The organism is Terasakiella sp., from assembly GCF_048267425.1.
GTDB lineage: Bacteria > Pseudomonadota > Alphaproteobacteria > Rhodospirillales > Terasakiellaceae > Terasakiella.
This window is the reverse complement of the sequence record NZ_JBLWXN010000004.1, coordinates 15,353-34,076: the sequence shown is the minus strand read 5'-3', so window position 1 is coordinate 34,076 and position 18,724 is coordinate 15,353. Positions and strand designations below refer to the sequence as shown.

The 18,724-nt window shown below is 48.2% G+C and carries 16 protein-coding genes; 10 read left to right on the top strand and 6 right to left on the bottom strand.

The annotated features are described in order from the left end of the window. Window positions 1-49: 49 nt before the first annotated feature. The 3 genes from ACN0VA_RS07990 (at window position 50) to ACN0VA_RS07980 (ending at window position 3,591) form a co-directional block, all read left to right on the top strand. Window positions 50-733, top strand: coding sequence for an HAD-IA family hydrolase (locus ACN0VA_RS07990; protein WP_417820635.1), 684 nt, complete (start codon window positions 50-52; stop codon window positions 731-733). A 2-nt stretch (window positions 734-735) separates the two neighbouring features. Continuing rightward, window positions 736-2,811, top strand: a complete 2,076-nt coding sequence (locus tag ACN0VA_RS07985) for an AsmA family protein (protein ID WP_417820634.1) — start codon at window positions 736-738, stop codon at window positions 2,809-2,811. A 72-nt stretch (window positions 2,812-2,883) separates the two neighbouring features. Further along, the gene (locus tag ACN0VA_RS07980; RefSeq protein WP_417820633.1) at window positions 2,884-3,591 is read left to right on the top strand and encodes an ATP12 family chaperone protein; all 708 of its coding nucleotides are present in this window, start codon (window positions 2,884-2,886) and stop codon (window positions 3,589-3,591) included. Between the two features lie 247 nt (window positions 3,592-3,838). On the opposite strand, the gene ACN0VA_RS07975 is transcribed toward ACN0VA_RS07980, so the two are convergent. Continuing rightward, window positions 3,839-4,426, bottom strand: a complete 588-nt coding sequence (locus ACN0VA_RS07975) for a HupE/UreJ family protein (RefSeq protein ID WP_417820632.1) — start codon at window positions 4,424-4,426, stop codon at window positions 3,839-3,841. Window positions 4,427-4,518: 92 nt separating this feature from the next. Between ACN0VA_RS07975 and nikR the strand changes: the two genes are divergently transcribed. From nikR to ACN0VA_RS07950, 5 genes are all read left to right on the top strand, one after another. Then, window positions 4,519-4,944: a nickel-responsive transcriptional regulator NikR gene (gene nikR / locus ACN0VA_RS07970; RefSeq protein ID WP_417820631.1), complete on the top strand. Its 426-nt coding sequence runs from the start codon at window positions 4,519-4,521 to the stop codon at window positions 4,942-4,944. A 264-nt stretch (window positions 4,945-5,208) separates the two neighbouring features. Continuing rightward, window positions 5,209-6,741 carry an acyl-CoA carboxylase subunit beta gene (locus ACN0VA_RS07965; protein ID WP_417820630.1) on the top strand — a complete coding sequence of 511 codons (1,533 nt, stop codon included), beginning with the start codon at window positions 5,209-5,211 and terminating at the stop codon, window positions 6,739-6,741. Window positions 6,742-6,802: 61 nt separating this feature from the next. Beyond that, on the top strand, window positions 6,803-8,803 hold the full coding sequence (locus ACN0VA_RS07960) for an acetyl-CoA carboxylase biotin carboxylase subunit (RefSeq protein WP_417820629.1): 2,001 nt from the start codon (window positions 6,803-6,805) through the stop codon (window positions 8,801-8,803). A gap of 302 nt (window positions 8,804-9,105) precedes the next feature. Next, window positions 9,106-11,130, top strand: coding sequence for a bacteriohemerythrin (locus ACN0VA_RS07955; protein WP_417820628.1), 2,025 nt, complete (start codon window positions 9,106-9,108; stop codon window positions 11,128-11,130). A 51-nt stretch (window positions 11,131-11,181) separates the two neighbouring features. Continuing rightward, window positions 11,182-11,460 (top strand): acylphosphatase, encoded by a 279-nt coding sequence (locus tag ACN0VA_RS07950; protein WP_417820627.1) that lies wholly within the window; start codon window positions 11,182-11,184, stop codon window positions 11,458-11,460. An 8-nt stretch (window positions 11,461-11,468) separates the two neighbouring features. Here ACN0VA_RS07950 and ACN0VA_RS07945 read toward each other — a convergent pair whose 3' ends face one another. Both ACN0VA_RS07945 and crcB read right to left on the bottom strand, forming a co-directional pair. Beyond that, entirely contained in the window at window positions 11,469-12,497 is a 1,029-nt protein-coding gene (locus tag ACN0VA_RS07945) for an RluA family pseudouridine synthase (protein WP_417820626.1), read from the bottom strand. 28 nt (window positions 12,498-12,525) lie between these two features. Further along, window positions 12,526-12,921, bottom strand: coding sequence for a fluoride efflux transporter CrcB (crcB, locus tag ACN0VA_RS07940; RefSeq protein ID WP_417820625.1), 396 nt, complete (start codon window positions 12,919-12,921; stop codon window positions 12,526-12,528). Window positions 12,922-13,054: 133 nt separating this feature from the next. On the opposite strand from crcB, the gene ACN0VA_RS07935 reads away from it, so the two are divergent. Continuing rightward, window positions 13,055-14,497, top strand: coding sequence for a hypothetical protein (locus ACN0VA_RS07935; RefSeq protein WP_417820624.1), 1,443 nt, complete (start codon window positions 13,055-13,057; stop codon window positions 14,495-14,497). 134 nt (window positions 14,498-14,631) lie between these two features. Continuing rightward, window positions 14,632-15,435 carry an ion transporter gene (locus tag ACN0VA_RS07930; protein ID WP_417820623.1) on the top strand — a complete coding sequence of 268 codons (804 nt, stop codon included), beginning with the start codon at window positions 14,632-14,634 and terminating at the stop codon, window positions 15,433-15,435. On the opposite strand, the gene ACN0VA_RS07925 is transcribed toward ACN0VA_RS07930, so the two are convergent. From ACN0VA_RS07925 to ACN0VA_RS07915, 3 genes are all read right to left on the bottom strand, one after another. After that, complete coding sequence (locus ACN0VA_RS07925; RefSeq protein WP_417820622.1) at window positions 15,432-16,724, bottom strand: replication-associated recombination protein A; 1,293 nt, start codon at window positions 16,722-16,724, stop codon at window positions 15,432-15,434. The genes ACN0VA_RS07930 and ACN0VA_RS07925 overlap by 4 nt on opposite strands. Beyond that, entirely contained in the window at window positions 16,721-18,136 is a 1,416-nt protein-coding gene (locus ACN0VA_RS07920) for a DegQ family serine endoprotease (protein WP_417820621.1), read from the bottom strand. Before ACN0VA_RS07920 ends, ACN0VA_RS07925 begins: the two co-directional genes overlap by 4 nt. Window positions 18,137-18,299: 163 nt before the next feature. After that, a complete protein-coding gene (locus tag ACN0VA_RS07915) occupies window positions 18,300-18,674 on the bottom strand; it encodes a cupin domain-containing protein (protein WP_417820620.1) in 375 nt (124 codons plus the stop codon). Window positions 18,675-18,724: the final 50 nt, after the last annotated feature.

Sequence of the window (18,724 nt, the reverse complement as noted above, 5' to 3'; positions counted from 1 at the left end):
CAAGCTAAATATTTATGATTGTAAGTGATTCTTATCACAGGAGCCCCTTTTGACCCCCGAGACCCCTTTGCAACTGGCGATTTTCGACTGCGACGGCACATTGGTTGACAGCCAGAACGCTATTATCACGGCCATGAATTTGACCTGTGACAGTTATAATCTGGACCGTATCCCTCGCGACTCCATCCGTCGAATCGTCGGCTTACCCCTTGAAATCGCAATGGAACATTTATTCAATGCCCAGCCCAGTCGATTCCATCATGAAATGGCAGAAACATATCGACGCCATTTTCGAACCATGCGGGAAAACGACGCTGTAGAAGAACCCCTCTTCCCCGGTGTGGTTGAGGCACTGGATGCCTTGGAATCCCAAGGCTGGTTGTTGGGCGTTGCCACAGGAAAAGCCATGCGTGGGCTAATCCCGACCTTGCAAACACATAATCTGGAAAACAAATTCACAACATTGCAAACCGCGTGTCGGGCACGGGGCAAACCCGATCCGGAAATGGTGGAAAAGGCCTTGGCCGAAACCGGTGTTGAGGCAAAAAATGCGGTTGTTATTGGGGATACGACCTACGATATACTTATGGCATGTAATGCAAATGTAAAATCTATTGGCGTCGCATGGGGGTATCATGCCCCCAAAGAACTGAAAGAAGCAGGTGCAGCATTGATCATAAATACGTATGATGAACTTACCGAGGCAATAAACACAATAATGAAGGATGAATAGATATGGGACGTTTAAAACTAATTTTAGGGGGGCTTGTCGTCCTTGTCGTCGGCGTTATTATTGCCGGTGTTGCAATCCTCAAGTCCACTGATTTCAATCAGTATAAAGGAGAAATCACCGAACAGGCCAAAGCAGCCACCGGGCGTGATCTTGTGATCAACGGTGATTTGGAACTGGATATTTCCCTTTCCCCGAAGGTACGCGTCAGCGGTGTCTCGCTCTCCAACGCAGAATGGGGTTCAGCCCCCAACATGGTAAAAGTCAAAAGCTTCGCAGCTGAAATGAAGCTGATGCCCCTTCTTTTTGGGGATATCCACATCGTTGAAGTTGCCTTGATTGAGCCGGAAATTTTGCTGGAAACAAACAAGGCCGGCAAAGGCAACTGGGAAATGGGCCCCAAAGAGGCCAAAGCAGAAGAACAGAGTGCATCTAGTTCCGACCCGGCCAAGCTGCCCGCAGTCAACAAAGTGCGCATCGAAAAAGCACGTTTTATCTATAAAGACGGTGTGAAAGGCGAAACAACATCTATCGTCATCGACACGATGGAAGCTTCCGCCGATGATTTGGACGATCCCCTGAATCTTTTGTTTAAAGGATCCTTCAACGATCATGTTGTTGAATTGGCCGGTAAAGTTGGCACACCTGAAGACCTGATGAATAATGCCCCCATTGACCTTGACCTGACCCTGAAAGCCGCAGGAGCCGAAGTTAAAATCACAGGCAACATTCAAGAACCCGCCAAAGGTAATGGCTTGAATCTGGCCCTCAGTGCAAAAAGCGACAACATTGCCCGCCTTGCAGAATTAGCCGGTAGTCAAGTTGGCAAAGTTGGCCCGTTTGAAATGGCTGCAACAGTTTCCGGCGGCCAAATGAAGTATAAAGTCGGTGGTTTGAACATCAAAATTGGCGGTAGCGATTTATCCGGCGATATTACAGCAGACCTGAGCGGTAAAGTCCCGCAAATTGACGTCGCATTGGGTTCAAAGTTACTGAACACCAAAGACGTCACACCACAAAGTGGCGAACAAGCGAGTGCAGAACCGCAAAAACCGGCAGAAGGCACATCAGCCAAAGCTGAAAAGCTCTTTCCGTCCGACCCACTTGTTCTGGACGGTTTGAAAGCCGTGAATGCCAATGTGGCCTATAAAGCTGAAACGCTGATTGCCAATGATTTCACGCTGACCCAATTCACAAAGAAATTAACGCTGAAAAATGGTTTGCTCAACGTACTGCCTGCTTTTGCGATGGGTGGTGGTGTCTTTGACGGGCAAGTCACACTGGATGGTCGTAATTCCCCTGCAAAGTTGAAAATCGACCTGACAGGCAAAGACCTTGGCCTTGGCAACAGTCTGAAAGAAACAGGTGTCACCGACCTGATCCACGAAGGCAAAACGCAAATTCGCTTTGACTTGAACGCAACAGGCACATCTGTCGCGGGCTTGATGGCCTCCTTACAAGGTAAAACTCTGGTCAACGTCGGGGAAGGCAAGATTAAATCCAGTAAGGTCAATTTCTTAGGTGGTGACCTGATCACGGGTGTCTTTGAAAATATCCTGCCCAGTGCCAAAGAGGGGGAATTCACACCGTTTTCTTGCATGATTGTTAACCTCGACTTTAACAAAGGTGTTTCCAAATTCGATAAAACAATCGCTATGCAAACCAATGTTATGAACGTTGCCAGTTCCGGCGAAATCAACTTGGCAAACGAAACATTGGATGTGGGTGTCAAACCGGAACCGCGTGGCGATACCGCAGACCTGGGCGTCAACGTCGGTGGGCTGGCCAGTATGGTTCGTGTCAGTGGTCCTTTGTCCAACCCCGGCATTGGCATTGACGCCTTTGAAACAGCCAAAGCTGCAATGGGTGTCGGTGCAGCGATTGCCACAGGCGGCATGTCCATCCTGTTCAGCAGCCTGACAGACAAAGCCTTGGCCGATGGCGATCCTTGCGCCACGGCACTGGGTAAAAAATCAACTTCTACGGCACCTGCCGCAACTGAAAACACAACAGAGGAAAAGCAACCCGCATCGGACAATCCGATTGGTGGCTTGCTAAATCTGTTCGGAAAGTCTAAATAAAGGCCAATTGGCAAGACTCTTAAAAGGCCCCTGCCAGCGCGGGGGCCTTTTTTATATCGGGAAAGACAGATAATGGACTCTTCTTCTGCACTCAAACGTTTTTACAGATCCGTTGGGATTGAAGAACATGACAATGGATACGTCGTAACATTGGACGGACGCCATCTCAAATCCCCGGCAAAACGCCCGTTGCACCTGCCCACACAAGATGTTGCCGAGGCATTGGCCTCGGAATGGGATGAACAAGACGAAATCATCAAACCTGCGGCCATGCCTGTCATGGCCTTGGCCTCCACAACAGTTGACCGTATCGGCCAACAACGCGCCGGTGTCGTTGAACAAATTGCAAAATATGGTGAAACAGACCTTGTCTGTTACTGGACCGATGACCCGAAAGAACTGGCAACACGCCAAGCCAACGCCTGGATTCCTTTAATTGACTGGACCAAAAAAACATATGGCATTGAACTGAACACACAAACAGGCGTGATGCATCTGGCACAACCGGACGGCACTTTCGATGCCTTCCATAAAGTGATTGATCAATATAACGATTGGGAACTGGCGGCCCTTTCCAGTGCCACCCATTGTACAGGCTCCATCGTCATTGCGTTGGCCCTAATGAACAATCATCTCGATGCCGATGCCGCTTTTGAAGTTTCACAAATTGACGAAACCTATCAAATCGAATTGTGGGGGGAGGATTGGGAAGCCAAAGATCGACGCGAAACCATTCTGAACGACCTCAGAAACGTCATACGTTTCCTAAATTATCTATAGAACAAAAAAGGGAGGCATAATCGCCTCCCAGACTGCTGGCAAAGTGTTTTTAGTAAATAATTGACCAAAATCCGTCATCCCGCACTTGATGCGGGATCCATTTAAAATCAATGGATTATATGTTACTTATTCAGCAAAGATGGATCCCCGATCGGGGTCGGGGATGACAGCTTAGGGGCTTTCTCAATAAGCTGAGGGAGAGCGCAGCCAATGCACTCTCCCTTTTTTTAATGAATGACGTTCACTTTTACAGAACCAGCAAGGCCACACCGGCTGTGCCGACCGCACCACCACCGATCCGCAATGCCAGCGGAGCAATTTTTTCATCCAGTTGTTTCAAGGCAAAGCTGATGCCCAAACCAGCAAGGTGCAACATGGTTGTTGCCAATGCAAAACCCAGTGCGTACTGGCTGCCTTCTGCATTTACCGGCATTTCCAGACCATGTGCAAAACCGTGGAAAATTGCGAGAACGCCAACCAGTGCCATTGCCCCCAATAACGGCATTTGACGCCCAAACGCCACAACAGCCCCCAACAGGATAACGGAACCGACAATCCCCAATTCAACGAACGGAACGGTTCCACCAACCATTGCAACAAGACCGCCAACCAACATCATGGCAACGAACGACGCCGGCACATATGCCATTGCTTTGCCACCTAGTTGAGCCGCCAGAACACCGACAGCAACCATTGCTAAAATATGATCCAATCCGGCGAATGGATGCCCAAAGCCCGCTGCAAAACCATGAACGCTGTCGCCACCCGTATGTGCAAACGCAGAAGTCGCCAACAACATTCCTGCTGCTGCGACGCTAAAGAATAGTCGATTCATTTCCCAACCCTTGTATGATTGTTTAAACAATATGAAAAGTATGATGTTTTTGAAAATTATCATACTGAGTGCAGCAAAAGCAAGAGGCAAAAATGGAACGAATTACCATTACCATCGACGACAATCTGCTCGCCGATTTTGATCGGCTGATCGAAATGAAGGGTTACAGTAACAGGTCTGAAGGCATACGCGATGCTATTCGACAATTGGTAAAAGACCAACAAATCGCTGAAAACGAAGAGGCGCCTTGTGTTGGATGCGTTGTTTATATGTACAATCATAAAGAACGCACCCTTTCCACGCGCCTGATGGAAACACAGCATCACCACCATGATATCCCGACAGCGACCCTGCATTTACATGTGGACCCGGAAAACTGTCTGGAAGCCACCGTTTTGCATGGCTCCGTCCATCAGGTGAGGCATATGGCAGATCAGATCACATCGCAAACCGGCGTTAAGTATGGAAAACTTCATGTTATCCCCTTATCCAAACCTCCTGCACATTCCCACGAATAACATCAAGAAAACCGTGTATTTCGGATTCTCTCCTTTCCACGGGGTGTTTTTCCAGTTTTTCAACAAAACTTGAGGTTTTTATCCATCAAAACAGCCGCAAAACCGTGAAAAATCAATACCAAATAAAATAAATCGGTAATTCGGTATTAGAGTGCGTATTTTTTCTGGTGCGTAAAATCCGATTGTGGTAATCATAACGTCAGGAAGCTACATATCCTTCCAAATATATCTATGCCCGAACAAGGGCGAAGGGGACATATTTAGATGCACGACATTATCCAGATGCTTGACGAAAAACGCGCCAAAGCCCGCATGGGTGGCGGTCAGCGTCGTATCGACGCACAGCACAAAAAGGGCAAGCTGACAGCCCGCGAAAGAATTGACATTTTCCTCGACGAAGGCAGCTTCGAAGAATGGGACATGTTCGTTGAACACCGTTGCACCGATTTCGGCATGGAACAGGACCACACACCGGGTGACGGTGTTGTCACCGGTTACGGTACGGTCAATGGCCGTCTGGTCTTTGTTTTCTCACAGGATTTCACGGTTTACGGTGGTTCCCTGTCGGAAACACATGCAGAAAAAATCTGCAAGATCATGGATCAAGCCATGAAAGTGGGCGCGCCCTGCATCGGCTTAAACGATTCCGGTGGGGCACGTATTCAGGAAGGTATCGCTTCCTTGGGCGGTTACGCAGACGTTTTCCAACGCAACGTCGAAGCATCCGGTGTTATCCCGCAGATCTCCATGATCATGGGCCCTTGCGCTGGTGGTGCCGTATACTCCCCGGCCATGACCGACTTTATCTTCATGGTTAAAGACAGCTCCTTCATGTTTGTGACAGGTCCGGACGTTGTCAAAACCGTGACCCACGAAGAAGTGACGCAAGAAGAACTTGGCGGTGCCATCACCCACACATCCAAATCCGGTGTGGCTCACCTCGCCTTTGAAAACGATGTCGAAGCCCTTCTCAAGCTGCGCGATTTCGTTGACTTCCTGCCGAGCAACAACAAGGAAAAAGCCCCGACCCGCCCGACAACAGATCCGGCAGATCGCGATGACATTTCCCTAGATACATTGGTGCCGGATAACGCCAACAAGCCCTATGAAATGAAAGAACTGATCACCAAAGTCGTCGACGAAGGTGACTTCTTTGAAATTATGCCGGACTTCGCCAAAAACATCATCATCGGTTTTGGCCGCATGAATGGCGATACAGTCGGCTTTGTTGCCAATAACCCGATGGTTTTGGCGGGTTGTCTGGATATCGACAGCTCTATCAAAGCGGCGCGTTTTGTACGCTTCTGTGATGCCTTCAACATTCCGATCGTCACATTTGTGGACGTACCGGGCTTCATGCCGGGCACGGATCAGGAATATAACGGCATCATTACACATGGTGCGAAACTGTTGTATGCGTTTGCCGAAGCAACAGTACCGAAAGTGACCGTTATTACCCGTAAAGCCTACGGTGGTGCTTATGACGTTATGAGCTCCAAACACTTGCGCGGTGATGCAAACTTTGCATGGCCGTCTGCAGAAATCGCCGTAATGGGGGCCAAAGGGGCCGTGGAGATTATCTTCCGTTCCGACATCGGTGACGCTGAAAAAATTCAGAAACGAACTGACGAATATGCTGCAAACTTCACCAACCCGTTCAAGGCTGGTGCCCGTGGCTTTATCGACGATGTGATCATGCCGCACGGTACACGTCGCCGTATCTGTCAATCTCTCGCAATGTTGAAAAACAAAGATTTGAAAAACCCGGCGCGCAAGCACGGTAACATTCCGCTCTAGGGTTTGCCTAAAGCGTATTTCATTCAAATCTGAGTTTTAGCAAAGAATAGGAACCGGACACATGTTCGATAAAATCCTGATTGCAAACCGCGGTGAGATTGCCTGCCGCGTAATCAAATCAGCCCGCAAAATGGGCATCAAGACCGTTGCGGTCTATTCCGATGCCGATAAAGAAGCGCTTCACGTCCAAATGGCAGACGAAGCCGTCAATATCGGCCCGGCCCCGTCCAACCAGTCTTATCTGGTGATGGATAACATCCTGAAAGCCATCAAAGACACCGGTGCACAGGCCGTGCACCCCGGTTATGGTTTCTTGTCGGAAAACGCCCATTTCTTTGATGCGTTGAACGAAATCGGTGTTGAATTCATCGGCCCTGAAAAGCTTGCTATTCAGGCGATGGGCGACAAAATCGAGTCTAAGAAACTGGCGCAAAAAGCTGGTGTCAGCACTGTGCCGGGTTATACCGATGTTGTGCGCGACACAGACCATGCGGTCGAAATTTCCGCTGAAATTGGTTATCCCGTAATGTTGAAAGCCTCTGCCGGTGGTGGTGGTAAAGGCATGCGCGTTGCCTATAACGAAGAAGAATGCCGCGACGGTTTTGAACGTGCCACATCCGAAGCCAAATCTTCTTTCGGTGATGATCGCGTCTTTATCGAAAAATTCATTGAAGAACCGCGCCACATCGAAATTCAGGTTTTGGCCGACAAACACGGCAATGCGATTTATCTTGCAGAACGTGAATGTTCCATCCAGCGCCGCCACCAAAAAGTCATTGAAGAAGCGCCGTCCCCCTTCCTGAACGAAGAAACGCGCAAAGCAATGGGCGAACAGGCCGTTGCACTGGCCAAAGCGGTAGATTACCGTTCTGCCGGTACAGTGGAATTCATCGTTGATAAAGATCAGAATTTCTACTTCCTGGAAATGAACACCCGTTTGCAGGTGGAACACCCGGTTACCGAATTGATTACCGGTGTCGATCTGGTTGAATGGATGATCAATATTGCCGACGGTCAGGAACTGACCATCAAGCAAGAAGACGTGAAAATCAACGGCTGGGCGATGGAATCCCGTGTCTATGCCGAAGATCCGTTCCGCAACTTCCTGCCTTCCACAGGTCGCTTGGTTAAATACCGCCCACCGATTGAAAGTGACACTGTGCGCGTCGATACAGGTGTCTATGAAGGTGGTGAGATTTCCATGTTCTACGACCCGATGATTGCCAAACTGATTACACATGGCAAAAATCGCGAAGAATGTACGGAAAATATGCGCCGTGCGCTGGATGAGTATTACATCCGTGGCGTTGGTCATAACATCTCCTTCTTGAACGCTGTTATGTCCAAGCAACGTTTCATCGACGGTGCCTTGACCACGAACTTCATTGCAGAAGAATATCCCGATGGCTTTGATGCTTCTATGGTCCCGCAAAAAGACCCGAAAAACCTGGTCGCGGTTGCCTGCTTTATGAAACGTATGGAGTCAGAACGCGAAGTTATGATTTCCGGCCAAATGGAAGGCGGTCGTGGTCGCCTGTTGAATGATGAATGGGTTGTTCTTTATAACGACCAAAAATTCAATACAACAGTCACACCAAACCCGACAGAAGGCTACGACGTTGAAATTGACGGTACTGAAATGCACATTCGTTCAGAATGGACATTTGGCGAACCGTTGTTCTTTGCCGATATCAACGGGACGGAAATTTGCGTTCAGGTCGACCGTATGGCAACAGGATACAGCCTGTTCCACGCTGGTGCACAAGCCGACGTAAAAGTCCTGACAAAACGTCATGCAGAACTGAACGAGCTGATGCCGTTCAAGGCACCGCCGGACATGTCAGCCTTCCTGATGTCACCCATGCCGGGGCTGCTGCTCTCGGTTGCCGTCGAAGAAGGTCAGGAAGTCAAAGCCGGTGAAGAACTTTGCGTGATTGAAGCCATGAAAATGGAAAATATCATGCGTGCGGAAAAAGACGTGGTTATTAAGAAAATCCACGCTTCTGCTGGTGGTTCTTTATCCGTTGATGAAAAAATCATCGAATTCGTAAGCGAAGACTAAGAAAAGTCGAAAGATTTTTCACAAGAAAAAAGCGAAGGTGTCCGCACCTTTGCTTTTTTTTGTTGTATAGTTGATCCATCCCCCCCATCTATCAACACAAATTAAATCGTATTACTCATTTGAAGTAACACTTTACCCATCAAGTACTTCTTTTGCTCAATTGAGCTTATGAGTTGTATGACTATTATCCAAATCACGCGCTAATCGGGGGAAAGTATATGTTTTTACAAAATATATCGATATCAAAGAAGCTGCTATTTCTGTCACTTATCACATTTACAGGCCTTGCTGGTTTAACGGCAATGAGCTTGCAGCAATTTCGTCTTACAATGGTCGAAGACCGCCAAATCAAAACGCGCCATATTGTAGAAAGTGCCTATAGTATCGTTCTTGATTACGCAAAAAAAGCCGACCAAGGGACCCTCACACCAGAAGCTGCGCAAAAAGCTGCCAAAGAAACATTGGAGGCCATGCGTTACGATGGGCAGGAATATATTTTCATTACGGATTTTGATGCAACTATTCTGATGCATCCCATAAGCCCCTCCCTTAATGGGAAAAATATGGGAGATACAAAAGACCCCAACGGTGTTCCTCTTTTCCGAAAAATTTCAGAAACAGGTAAAAACGGAGAGGGTTTTGTCAACTATCACTGGCCAAAAGCCGGACATGACAAAGCCATCGCCAAACTGTCTTTCGTAAAAGGTTACACACCGTGGCAATGGGTTGTGGGGTCAGGCATCTACATGGATGATGTCGATAAGGCTTTTTATAAGGCCGTTTTCCTTTTAGGGGGCATTGCAATTCTTGTTGCAGCTTTGGTTCTGGGGGCATCCTTCTTTATCGCCCGCGATATTGCCCGGCCCTTAAACAAGATGACCCGTAGCATGTCCTCGTTGGCATCCGGTGCCTTGGATACGGAGATTGAAGGAACACACCGTGGTGATGAAATCGGCCATATGGCAGAAGCCGTTCAGGTTTTTAAAGACAATATGATCAAGAATGAAGAACTGCATATCGCCAAGCAACAAGACGAAGAAATCAAAGAACAGCAACGTCAGTTAATCAACAGTTACATTCGTGAATTCGAAATGACCATGATTAACGTTCTCGACAGTCTCAACAGTTCCGACCAGGCCGTTCGCCAAGCCTCCAACAGAGTGACCGTCGAATCTGATCAAACCAAAGCACAGGCAACCACAGTTGCCAGCGCATCGGAGGAAGCTACAGCCAATGTTCAAACCGTTGCGGCGGCAGCGGAGGAACTATCCAGTTCCATTTCTGAAATTGACCGACAGGTTACTCAGGCCTCAGAAGTAACAGCCCGGGCTGTGACGGAGTCAGAAGAAACATCTAGCCATATCCGCGAGCTGGAAGAAGATGTTTCCAATATCGGCGAAATCGTCAAACTGATCACAACCATTGCAGAACAAACCAACCTGCTGGCCCTAAACGCCACCATCGAAGCCGCACGTGCGGGTGATGCGGGTAAAGGGTTTGCTGTTGTTGCCTCGGAAGTCAAAAATCTGGCAAATCAAACAACGCAAGCAACGGACGATATCACCGCCCGCATTACAGAGATACAGCAGTCAACCTCGCGTTCCGTCAACGCCATTGGTTCCGTTTCCCGCGTAATTAGGGAAATGAACGAAATTTCAGCGACGATCGCCAGCGCCGTAGAACAACAAAGTGCCGCCACACGCGAAATTGCACAAAATGTGGATCAGGCCTCCAGTGGCACACGTGAAGTCTCGTCGTCAATTATTGAGGTTCAAAAATCCGCTGAAAGTGCCAATGAAGCCGCCAATAGCCTGATGGATGTTTCGGATAAACTGGCAACAGAGTCCACCTCGTTACGTGAACTGGTGTCGCGCTTCCTCAAACAGATCAAAGTAGATGAACAGGATGAACAAACCCTGTTTAGTTGGAGTGATGATCTATCCTGCGGTAACAAAAAAGTCGACGATGATCACCGTTTCTTATTAGGATTGATCAACGAACTTTATACCGAAATCAAAAATGATGACGACGAGCATACAATCGAAGACACCTTCCACAAGATGCAAGACTACACCAAGCATCACTTTGCGGACGAAGAAGAGATTATGCGAAACTCAGGTTATCCGGATTTGGAAGCCCATGCGGCTGAACATAAACAGTTCATGGAACGTCTCGAGACCTCCTTTAACCTGTATATGAAAGCACCCAACAAGCATGCATCCATAGAACTGATCGGCATTCTTGCATCCCTTTGGCAAAAACATGTTGGTTATACGGATAAAGCTTTTGCCACATTCCTCAAGTCTAAGGCTTCAACAGCAGCCTGACACTATGCTACACTCGGGTCCGAATAAGATTTTGGACCCGAGGTTTTCTTTATGACAAAGACATATCATCTTAAGATCACAGGACGTGTACAAGGTGTCTGGTATCGGGCATGGACACGCGAAACCGCATTGACCTTGGATATCGATGGCTGGGTCCGTAACCGAATGGATGGCTCCGTTGAAGCGCTTATTCACGGTGAAGAAGACAAGCTCACAAAACTGATCGAACTTTGCCGCAAGGGACCACCTGCTGCAAAGGTTGATGACGTGATTGTCACCCCTTGCGACGAAACAGTCGCCCCCGGTTTTATTCAGGAAAGAACCCTATAGCCGCACAATCAGTCGTGATGTTTATAAGTCGCGGTTACTTTCTTGCTCAGATCAAAAAGCTCGTCGGCCTCTTCATTCTGTTCATCAAACCCGAAGAAATCCCATGACCGTTTCATATGATCCGGGAGCGGCGCAAACACATCAATAACACCCACACCATCTGGTGAGGGGATTTGTATCCGGCGGGCATGAAGGTGCATTTTCTTGCTAACTCCTTCCCCCGTCAAATAGGCATCTTCGCCCCCATATTTACCGTCACCTTGAATCGGCGTTTTCAGATAAGCACAATGGACGCGCAACTGGTGTGTTCGCCCGGTGCGGGGTTCCATCGCCACCCATGCCGCCACATTGCCTGTACTTTCAATGGTACGATACAGTGTGCGGGCATCCTGACCTTCATCCACATCAATCACCATGCGTTCCCCACGCCATGAAGGGTGCTTTGCGATCGGTTGAAAGACTTTTCCGTCGCGCGGATTGGGCACCTTGACAGTCAAGGCCCAATAAAGTTTACGGGCATCTTTTGATTTAAACGCCTTGGTTAGGGAACCAGCCGCTGTGGCACTACGCGCCAACACAAGAACACCGGATGTATCCTTATCTAGGCGATGGCACAGGCGTGGCTTGTCTTTTTTATCAAACTGCAACGCATGCAATAACCCGTCAAGGTGACGTTTAATGCCCGTTCCACCCTGTGTCGGCAGACCGGCCGGTTTGTTAATGACAATCACTTCATCATCGCGATAAAGCACCCATGAGCGCACTTCGTCGATTTCATCTTGCGTCAAATGAATATGCGCCTTGGGTTCAACCGGTTTTAAGCTTGCGGTGTCACCAAACGGAGGAACACGAACCACTTGGCCTTTTTCAATGCGCTGATTGGCTTTTACGCGTTTTCCATCCAGTCGGATTTGCCCTTTGCGCAACAGCTTTTCCAAACGACCATAAGGCAGTTCAGGGAAATGACGTTTAAACCAACGATCCAGACGAATATCGTCATCGTCGGCCGCAACGGTGATATTTTTCACACCGGACATAGGACTCATCCAATCTTGATAATACTAATTAAGTGATAAGGGCTTTCATCGTTTGCATGCCCATATAGAGCGCAACGATCGACAATGCAACAGATATCCCCATATAAAGCGCCACCTGCCCCCACGCACCCCGCGTCATCAATGTGACCACGTCCAGCGAAAAAGTAGAAAAGGTTGTAAAGGCACCCAGCATGCCGACAACGATCATCGCACGTACATCCGGACTGGGTGACCAGGCAAGAGCGCTCAGTTCAACCAAGGCCCCTAGAATGAAAGACCCCAGCACGTTAACAACCATTGTGCCAAACGGAAAACTGCTGCCTGCGGCGTGCGCCCAACTGCCCACCAACGAGACAACCAGAAAACGGCCCACGGCCCCAACGGCCCCGCCTGCGGCGACATATATGACTGTAGATATCGACATAGCGCAGACTTTAGCGACAAAATCAGCAAAATTAAAGCGAATAATAACTCGCATTCTTTTAAGAGATTAATTGAATACAAAACAACTTTATGTAAACATAACTATCTTAGAATCATTCTTTGGTAGGTCAAATATGTTCAAAAAACATAAAATCGTCTTTTCCCTCACCGCAGCGTTGCTTGGGCTTGCCGTTTCCGATCTCAATGCCAAATCACCGGACGCAACATATCACCCTTTTCCTGACGGATACGGTTATCTAAAAGACGGTAAAGTTCTGTCCGATGCCGTGGAAAAAGGGGACACAACACCTTTGCGCGAACATGGCTGGCGTTTATGGGCCGGGATCATGCAGGAACCAAAGGGGATGAACTGGCCCGTTTGGTACAGTTGGCCCAACGCAACAGGTATTTATAAAAATCCCGATGCGACATATAAACCCTGCCCGGTTGGAAAAGCACAAAACACAGGAACCGCTTCCGCCCATAAAGCCCACGGACTGATGGCCTTGAACAAAGCAAACATTATTCAGGATGATTTAACATTGCCCGCCTACCCCGTTCCTGAGGCTGTTATCAAAGCTTATCCCAAGGCGACATATCTGGATTCAAACGGCAACTGTACCATCATGGACGGAAAACATTTTCAGTCCAACGGTGACATTATGATCGCCAACGAAGCTTTCAGCAAAGAGGCGGCAGACTGGATCACACAAAATAAACTAAACCGCAAATCCACCCTTATTGATCTTGAAGCCAAAGGATTTCATCTGCTAGATGCGCCCAAAAAACATATCGTTACAAAACATATGTATTGGCCGGTCAAAAAAGGTCAACTGGGTGTTCTTCCGGTCTGGAAAGAAGACTATGGCCCCAACTTCACCAAATATGCCGGATATGAATTATGGAATAAAACCATTGCCATTGATCCCACAGGAAAAAAAGCCGGACAGGAAGTGCAGACCAAATACCTTTATGGTGTGACCTTTGACGGATTGGATAAAGACCGCATTCCCCAATTGCCGATCACCAAGACCAGCAAGGTCCATGACATCAAGGATTTTTATTATCATCAAGTTACAAAAGAGGATTGGAAATCTTTTGATGATGGCGATAAAGCTATCTTAAATGCAGCAAGTTACTGGGCCTACGACCAACCCTTTGAAGAAGGCGATTATCTGGTCACAATTTCCATGCATATCAATACAAAAGAAGTGCCAAGTTGGTCTTTGAATTCTGTCTGGTGGACACCGGAACCAGATAAAACCATTTATTCGCAAAACAAACCCAAGGATTTAAAAGCCAAGGGGCCGTGGCGACATTACGATCTTGTTGACTCTTACGACATTACACCAAAACCCGGTTTTAACATGCCGGTTGCAATGAACCCTTATATCGAACTGGTCATCCATCCCGTCGCAACCAACTGTCAAAACTGTCATATCCGCGCAGGGTATAAAAGCGGCTATCAAAGCAAAGAATGCCCGGACATGCTTGAACACCTGACCACAGACAAGGCCTGTCTGTTGCGCAAACTTTTAACCGATTATCAATGGACGATCCCAGATCGCGCCTATTGATCACTTCGCCCCAACTTGAGCGCCCCGTGATTTCTTTTGCGGGGCGTTTTTTTATCTTACAGTTCATCTTGCGTATTTTATTTTTTCGGATAATTTACGCCTTATATCAAACCAACATGACTGGAAAAGCCGACATGTCCACACGTTTGCGTCTTTTGAACTGGGTTGAAAGCACAAAAATTCAGTATTTCATCACAGGCGTAATCATCCTGAATGCGATCACATTAGGGTTAGAAACTTCCGATGCTCTCATGGCGCAATTTGGAAGCTTGCTGCATCTCTTGGATAAAGCGGCCTTGGGCATTTTCGTCATCGAGATTGGCCTAAAACTCTATGGGCGCGGCTGGTCGTTTTTCAAAAACGGCTGGAACCTGTTTGATTTTGCGGTCGTCGCCATTGCCTTGATCCCGGCATCCGGCCCACTGGCCGTCTTGCGATCTTTCCGTATTCTTCGGGTCTTACGCCTGATGTCAATGGTCCCGCAAATGCGCTCGGTTATTCAGGCGCTCATTTCAGCAATTCCCGGTATGTTTTCCATTATCGGGCTGATTACCTTGATTTTCTACGTTTCGGCCGTTCTCACCACCAATTTCTATGCCGAAACATTTACAGAATGGTTCGGCACGATCGGGGCGTCCATGTACACCCTGTTTCAGGTCATGACATTGGAAAGCTGGTCAATGGGGATTGTCCGCCCGGTTATGGAACAACATCCCCTTGCGTGGATTTTCTTCGTTCCCTTCATCCTCGTGACCAGCTTTGCTGTTATCAACCTGTTTATCGGTGTCATCGTTGATGCCATGCAATCCCAACATCAGGCCGAAGCCCACGAGATTGAAGCCAACATGCACGCCGACACAGAAAGCCTGAAAACCGAAATCGTTAGCCTTCGTAGCGAAATTGCAGAATTAAAAGAGTTGATGAAAAAAGAGGTTTAACGCTTTTTCTCTGCCCGTAGTTTCGCCCAATACGCTTGGCGCTTGGCGAGTTCGCGTTCAAAGCCACGGTCATTGGGCTGATAAAATTCCATACGCCCGGTTTCTTCGGGGAAGAAGTCCTGACCGGAAAAGCCACCTTCAGCGTCATGGTCATACTGATAACCATCGCCATACCCGATATCTTTCATCATCTTGGTCGGGGCATTTAAAATATGTTTAGGTGGCATAATGGACCCCGTCTTGCGTGCCATGTCGCGTGCCGCCTTATAAGCCGTGTACGACGCATTGGATTTCGGTGCCGTCGCCACATAAATAACCGCCTGTGCCAAGGCATATTCGCCTTGCGGACTGCCCAAGCGTTCGTAACTTTCCCACGCCTGCAAGGCTTGTGTCATGGCATTAGGGTCTGCGGTGCCAACATCTTCAACCGAGGTAATCAACAAACGTCGGGCAATATATTTCGGATCTTCCCCACCATCCAGCATGCGCGCAAACCAATAAAGGGCCGCATCGGCATCACTACCGCGCAAAGATTTTTGAAAAGCCGAAATCAGGTTATAATGACCTTCTTGGGATTTGTCATAAATCGGCATACGTTTTTGCACGACCTTCAACAGCCCATCTGTATCCAAAAGAGGATCATCGGGCAGTTCAAACACCGCTTCGACCATATTCAACAAATAGCGTCCGTCCCCATCGGCCATTGCGCGCAGGGCCGCGCGCGCGTCCTCATTTAACGGTAACTTACGCTTTTGTTCGCTTTCCGCACGACTTAGCAATCCTTCCAATGCCTCGTCCGACAGGCGTTTCAACACCATGACCCGACAACGCGACATCAGGGCCGCATTCAATTCAAACGAGGGATTTTCCGTTGTTGCCCCGACCAGAACAACCGTTCCATCTTCGACAAAAGGTAAAAAACCATCTTGTTGCGCACGGTTAAAACGATGGATCTCGTCAATAAACAACAAAGTACCCTGCCCGGCTTGATGGCGAGACTTGGCATCTTTGAAAACCTTTTTTAAATCCGCCACGCCGGAAAAAATCGCAGAGAGCGGTTCAAAATATAAATCTGTCTTATCAGCCAAAAGGCGCGCCACAGTGGTTTTACCACACCCCGGCGGCCCCCACAGGATCATAGACGTCAAACGCCCGCCAGAACGCACCATACGACCAAGGGGGCCATCTTCACTTAAAAGATGATCTTGACCAATCACATCTTCCAATGTTTGGGGACGCAATCTGTCAGCAAGCGGTCTTGGGGCTTGATCATCGAAAAGAGAACTCATCCGCGAAATCTCAACTCTTGGCGTTTTCCATTGCGGATAATACCGACCAGCCAGTTGCCTTCGCGTCCTTCCAGCTTGTCCAACACCCGCATGAGGTCTTGAACCGATTGGATGTCCTGCCCGTTCAAGCCAACAATCTGATCCCCGGGACGAAAGCCCAATCGATTGGATGTACTGCCCCGACGCAATTTCAGAATGGCCACACCACGGGTCATTGTGTCCCAGCCCAATTCATCATTTAGCGCCGGTGACATATTGACAACAACCGCGCCGGTAAAAGGATTGCGCCCCTGAATACGGGTTTCTTCGCGTTTGGGAGTTTCCGGTGGCGGCAAGATGTCGAATTTCAGGTTCATGCGTTTACCATGACGTAGAATTTCCAGTGTTGTTTGACTGCCCAATGGACGGGTTGCGAGGCGAAAACGCAAGGCTTGCGGATCATCGATCTCATAACCGTCTATAGACAAAATAACATCGCTACGTTTCAGACCTGCCAAGTCTGCCGGACCACCGGGATAAATCGTATCAATCAAAACACCTGTTGGATGGGGAAGTTTGAAGGTAGAGGCTAAATCCTGCGTCAAAGACTGCCCACTTGCCCCCAGCCACGGACGCACAACTTTGCCCGTTTCGCTTACACCAGAAAGCACAGAACGTACCATACTGACCGGAATGGCAAAGCCGATCCCGTTGGACCCGCCACCTTTTGAATAAATGGCCGAATTCACGCCAACCAGCTTGCCATTCATATCCACAAGCGCCCCGCCGGAATTACCGGGGTTAATCGCCGCATCGGTCTGAATGAAAAAACTATAATCCGTAATGCCAACATGTGTGCGGGCCAATGCGGAAACAATCCCGCTGGTTACGGTCTGTCCCACGCCAAATGGATTACCAATGGCAAGAACGATATCCCCGACTTCTAAGCTATCAGCTTCCCCCAACGGTAATGTCGGCAACATCGCCCCTTCTGTATTCACTTTTAAAACAGCCAGGTCAGTGCGTTCGTCTGAGCCCAGAACCTTTGCCTCAAATTCGCGCCGGTCATTCAACACCACTTTGATATCATCTGCGCCTTCAATGACATGATGATTTGTAATGATGACGCCACCAGCTTCGACAATTACACCGGACCCCAGCGAGTTTTGCACTTTCTTTTGTTGCCCGCCTTTGGGAACATTACGAAACGCATCGCCAAAAAAACGGCGAAAGAACGGGTCATTGAATAAAGGCGACACATTGCGCGTCCGCACCGTTTTAGAGGTATAAACATTCACCACAGCCGGGGCTGCAGCTTTCACCAAAGGGGCGTAGGACAACTGCACTTGCACTTTTGATGTTGGAACCTCTTTAATCTCGGCATGAGCAGATGTTGCAACTAAAAACGCAATAAGGAAAATTCTGATAAACATAAGACCCCATGTCCCCAGTGAACTGACTAAGTTTCCTTTTTTGAGATCATCAAAACAGGAATTCTTCTTAGATTTGTTCTTATCACTTTGAACGCGCAAGGCCAAACCCAAAGTCGGTAAAAAGCTTTAGAGCAAATTTATCGACTTTGGGCTTTCTCTCTTTCTATCCTTCTAACTGATCTTCAATCGGTTTGCTTTTCTCGCTGATGACATCGCCTGTATGTAACGCTGTTTTTGTCTCAACCAAGGCGAGGCAGCATTCTTCCTCAGCCACCGGATTATGTTCAACCCCTTTGGGCACGACATGAACATCACCAGCAACAAGTTCAACCACATGGTCACGATATTCAATTTTCAGATGCCCTTTCAGAATATAGAAAAGTTCATCCTCATCGGCATGACTGTGCCATACAAGTTGCCCCTTGACCTTCGCAACTTTGACATATTGATCATTGACCTCCGCAACAATGCGCGGTGACCAATATTCGCTCAAGCTTTCGGCTTCTTTGTATAAATTCGTAGAAACGGCAAAGACCATTTTTAATCTTCCTTTCTTTTTTAGATCAGTTCAAAAAAAATGTCAGAGGT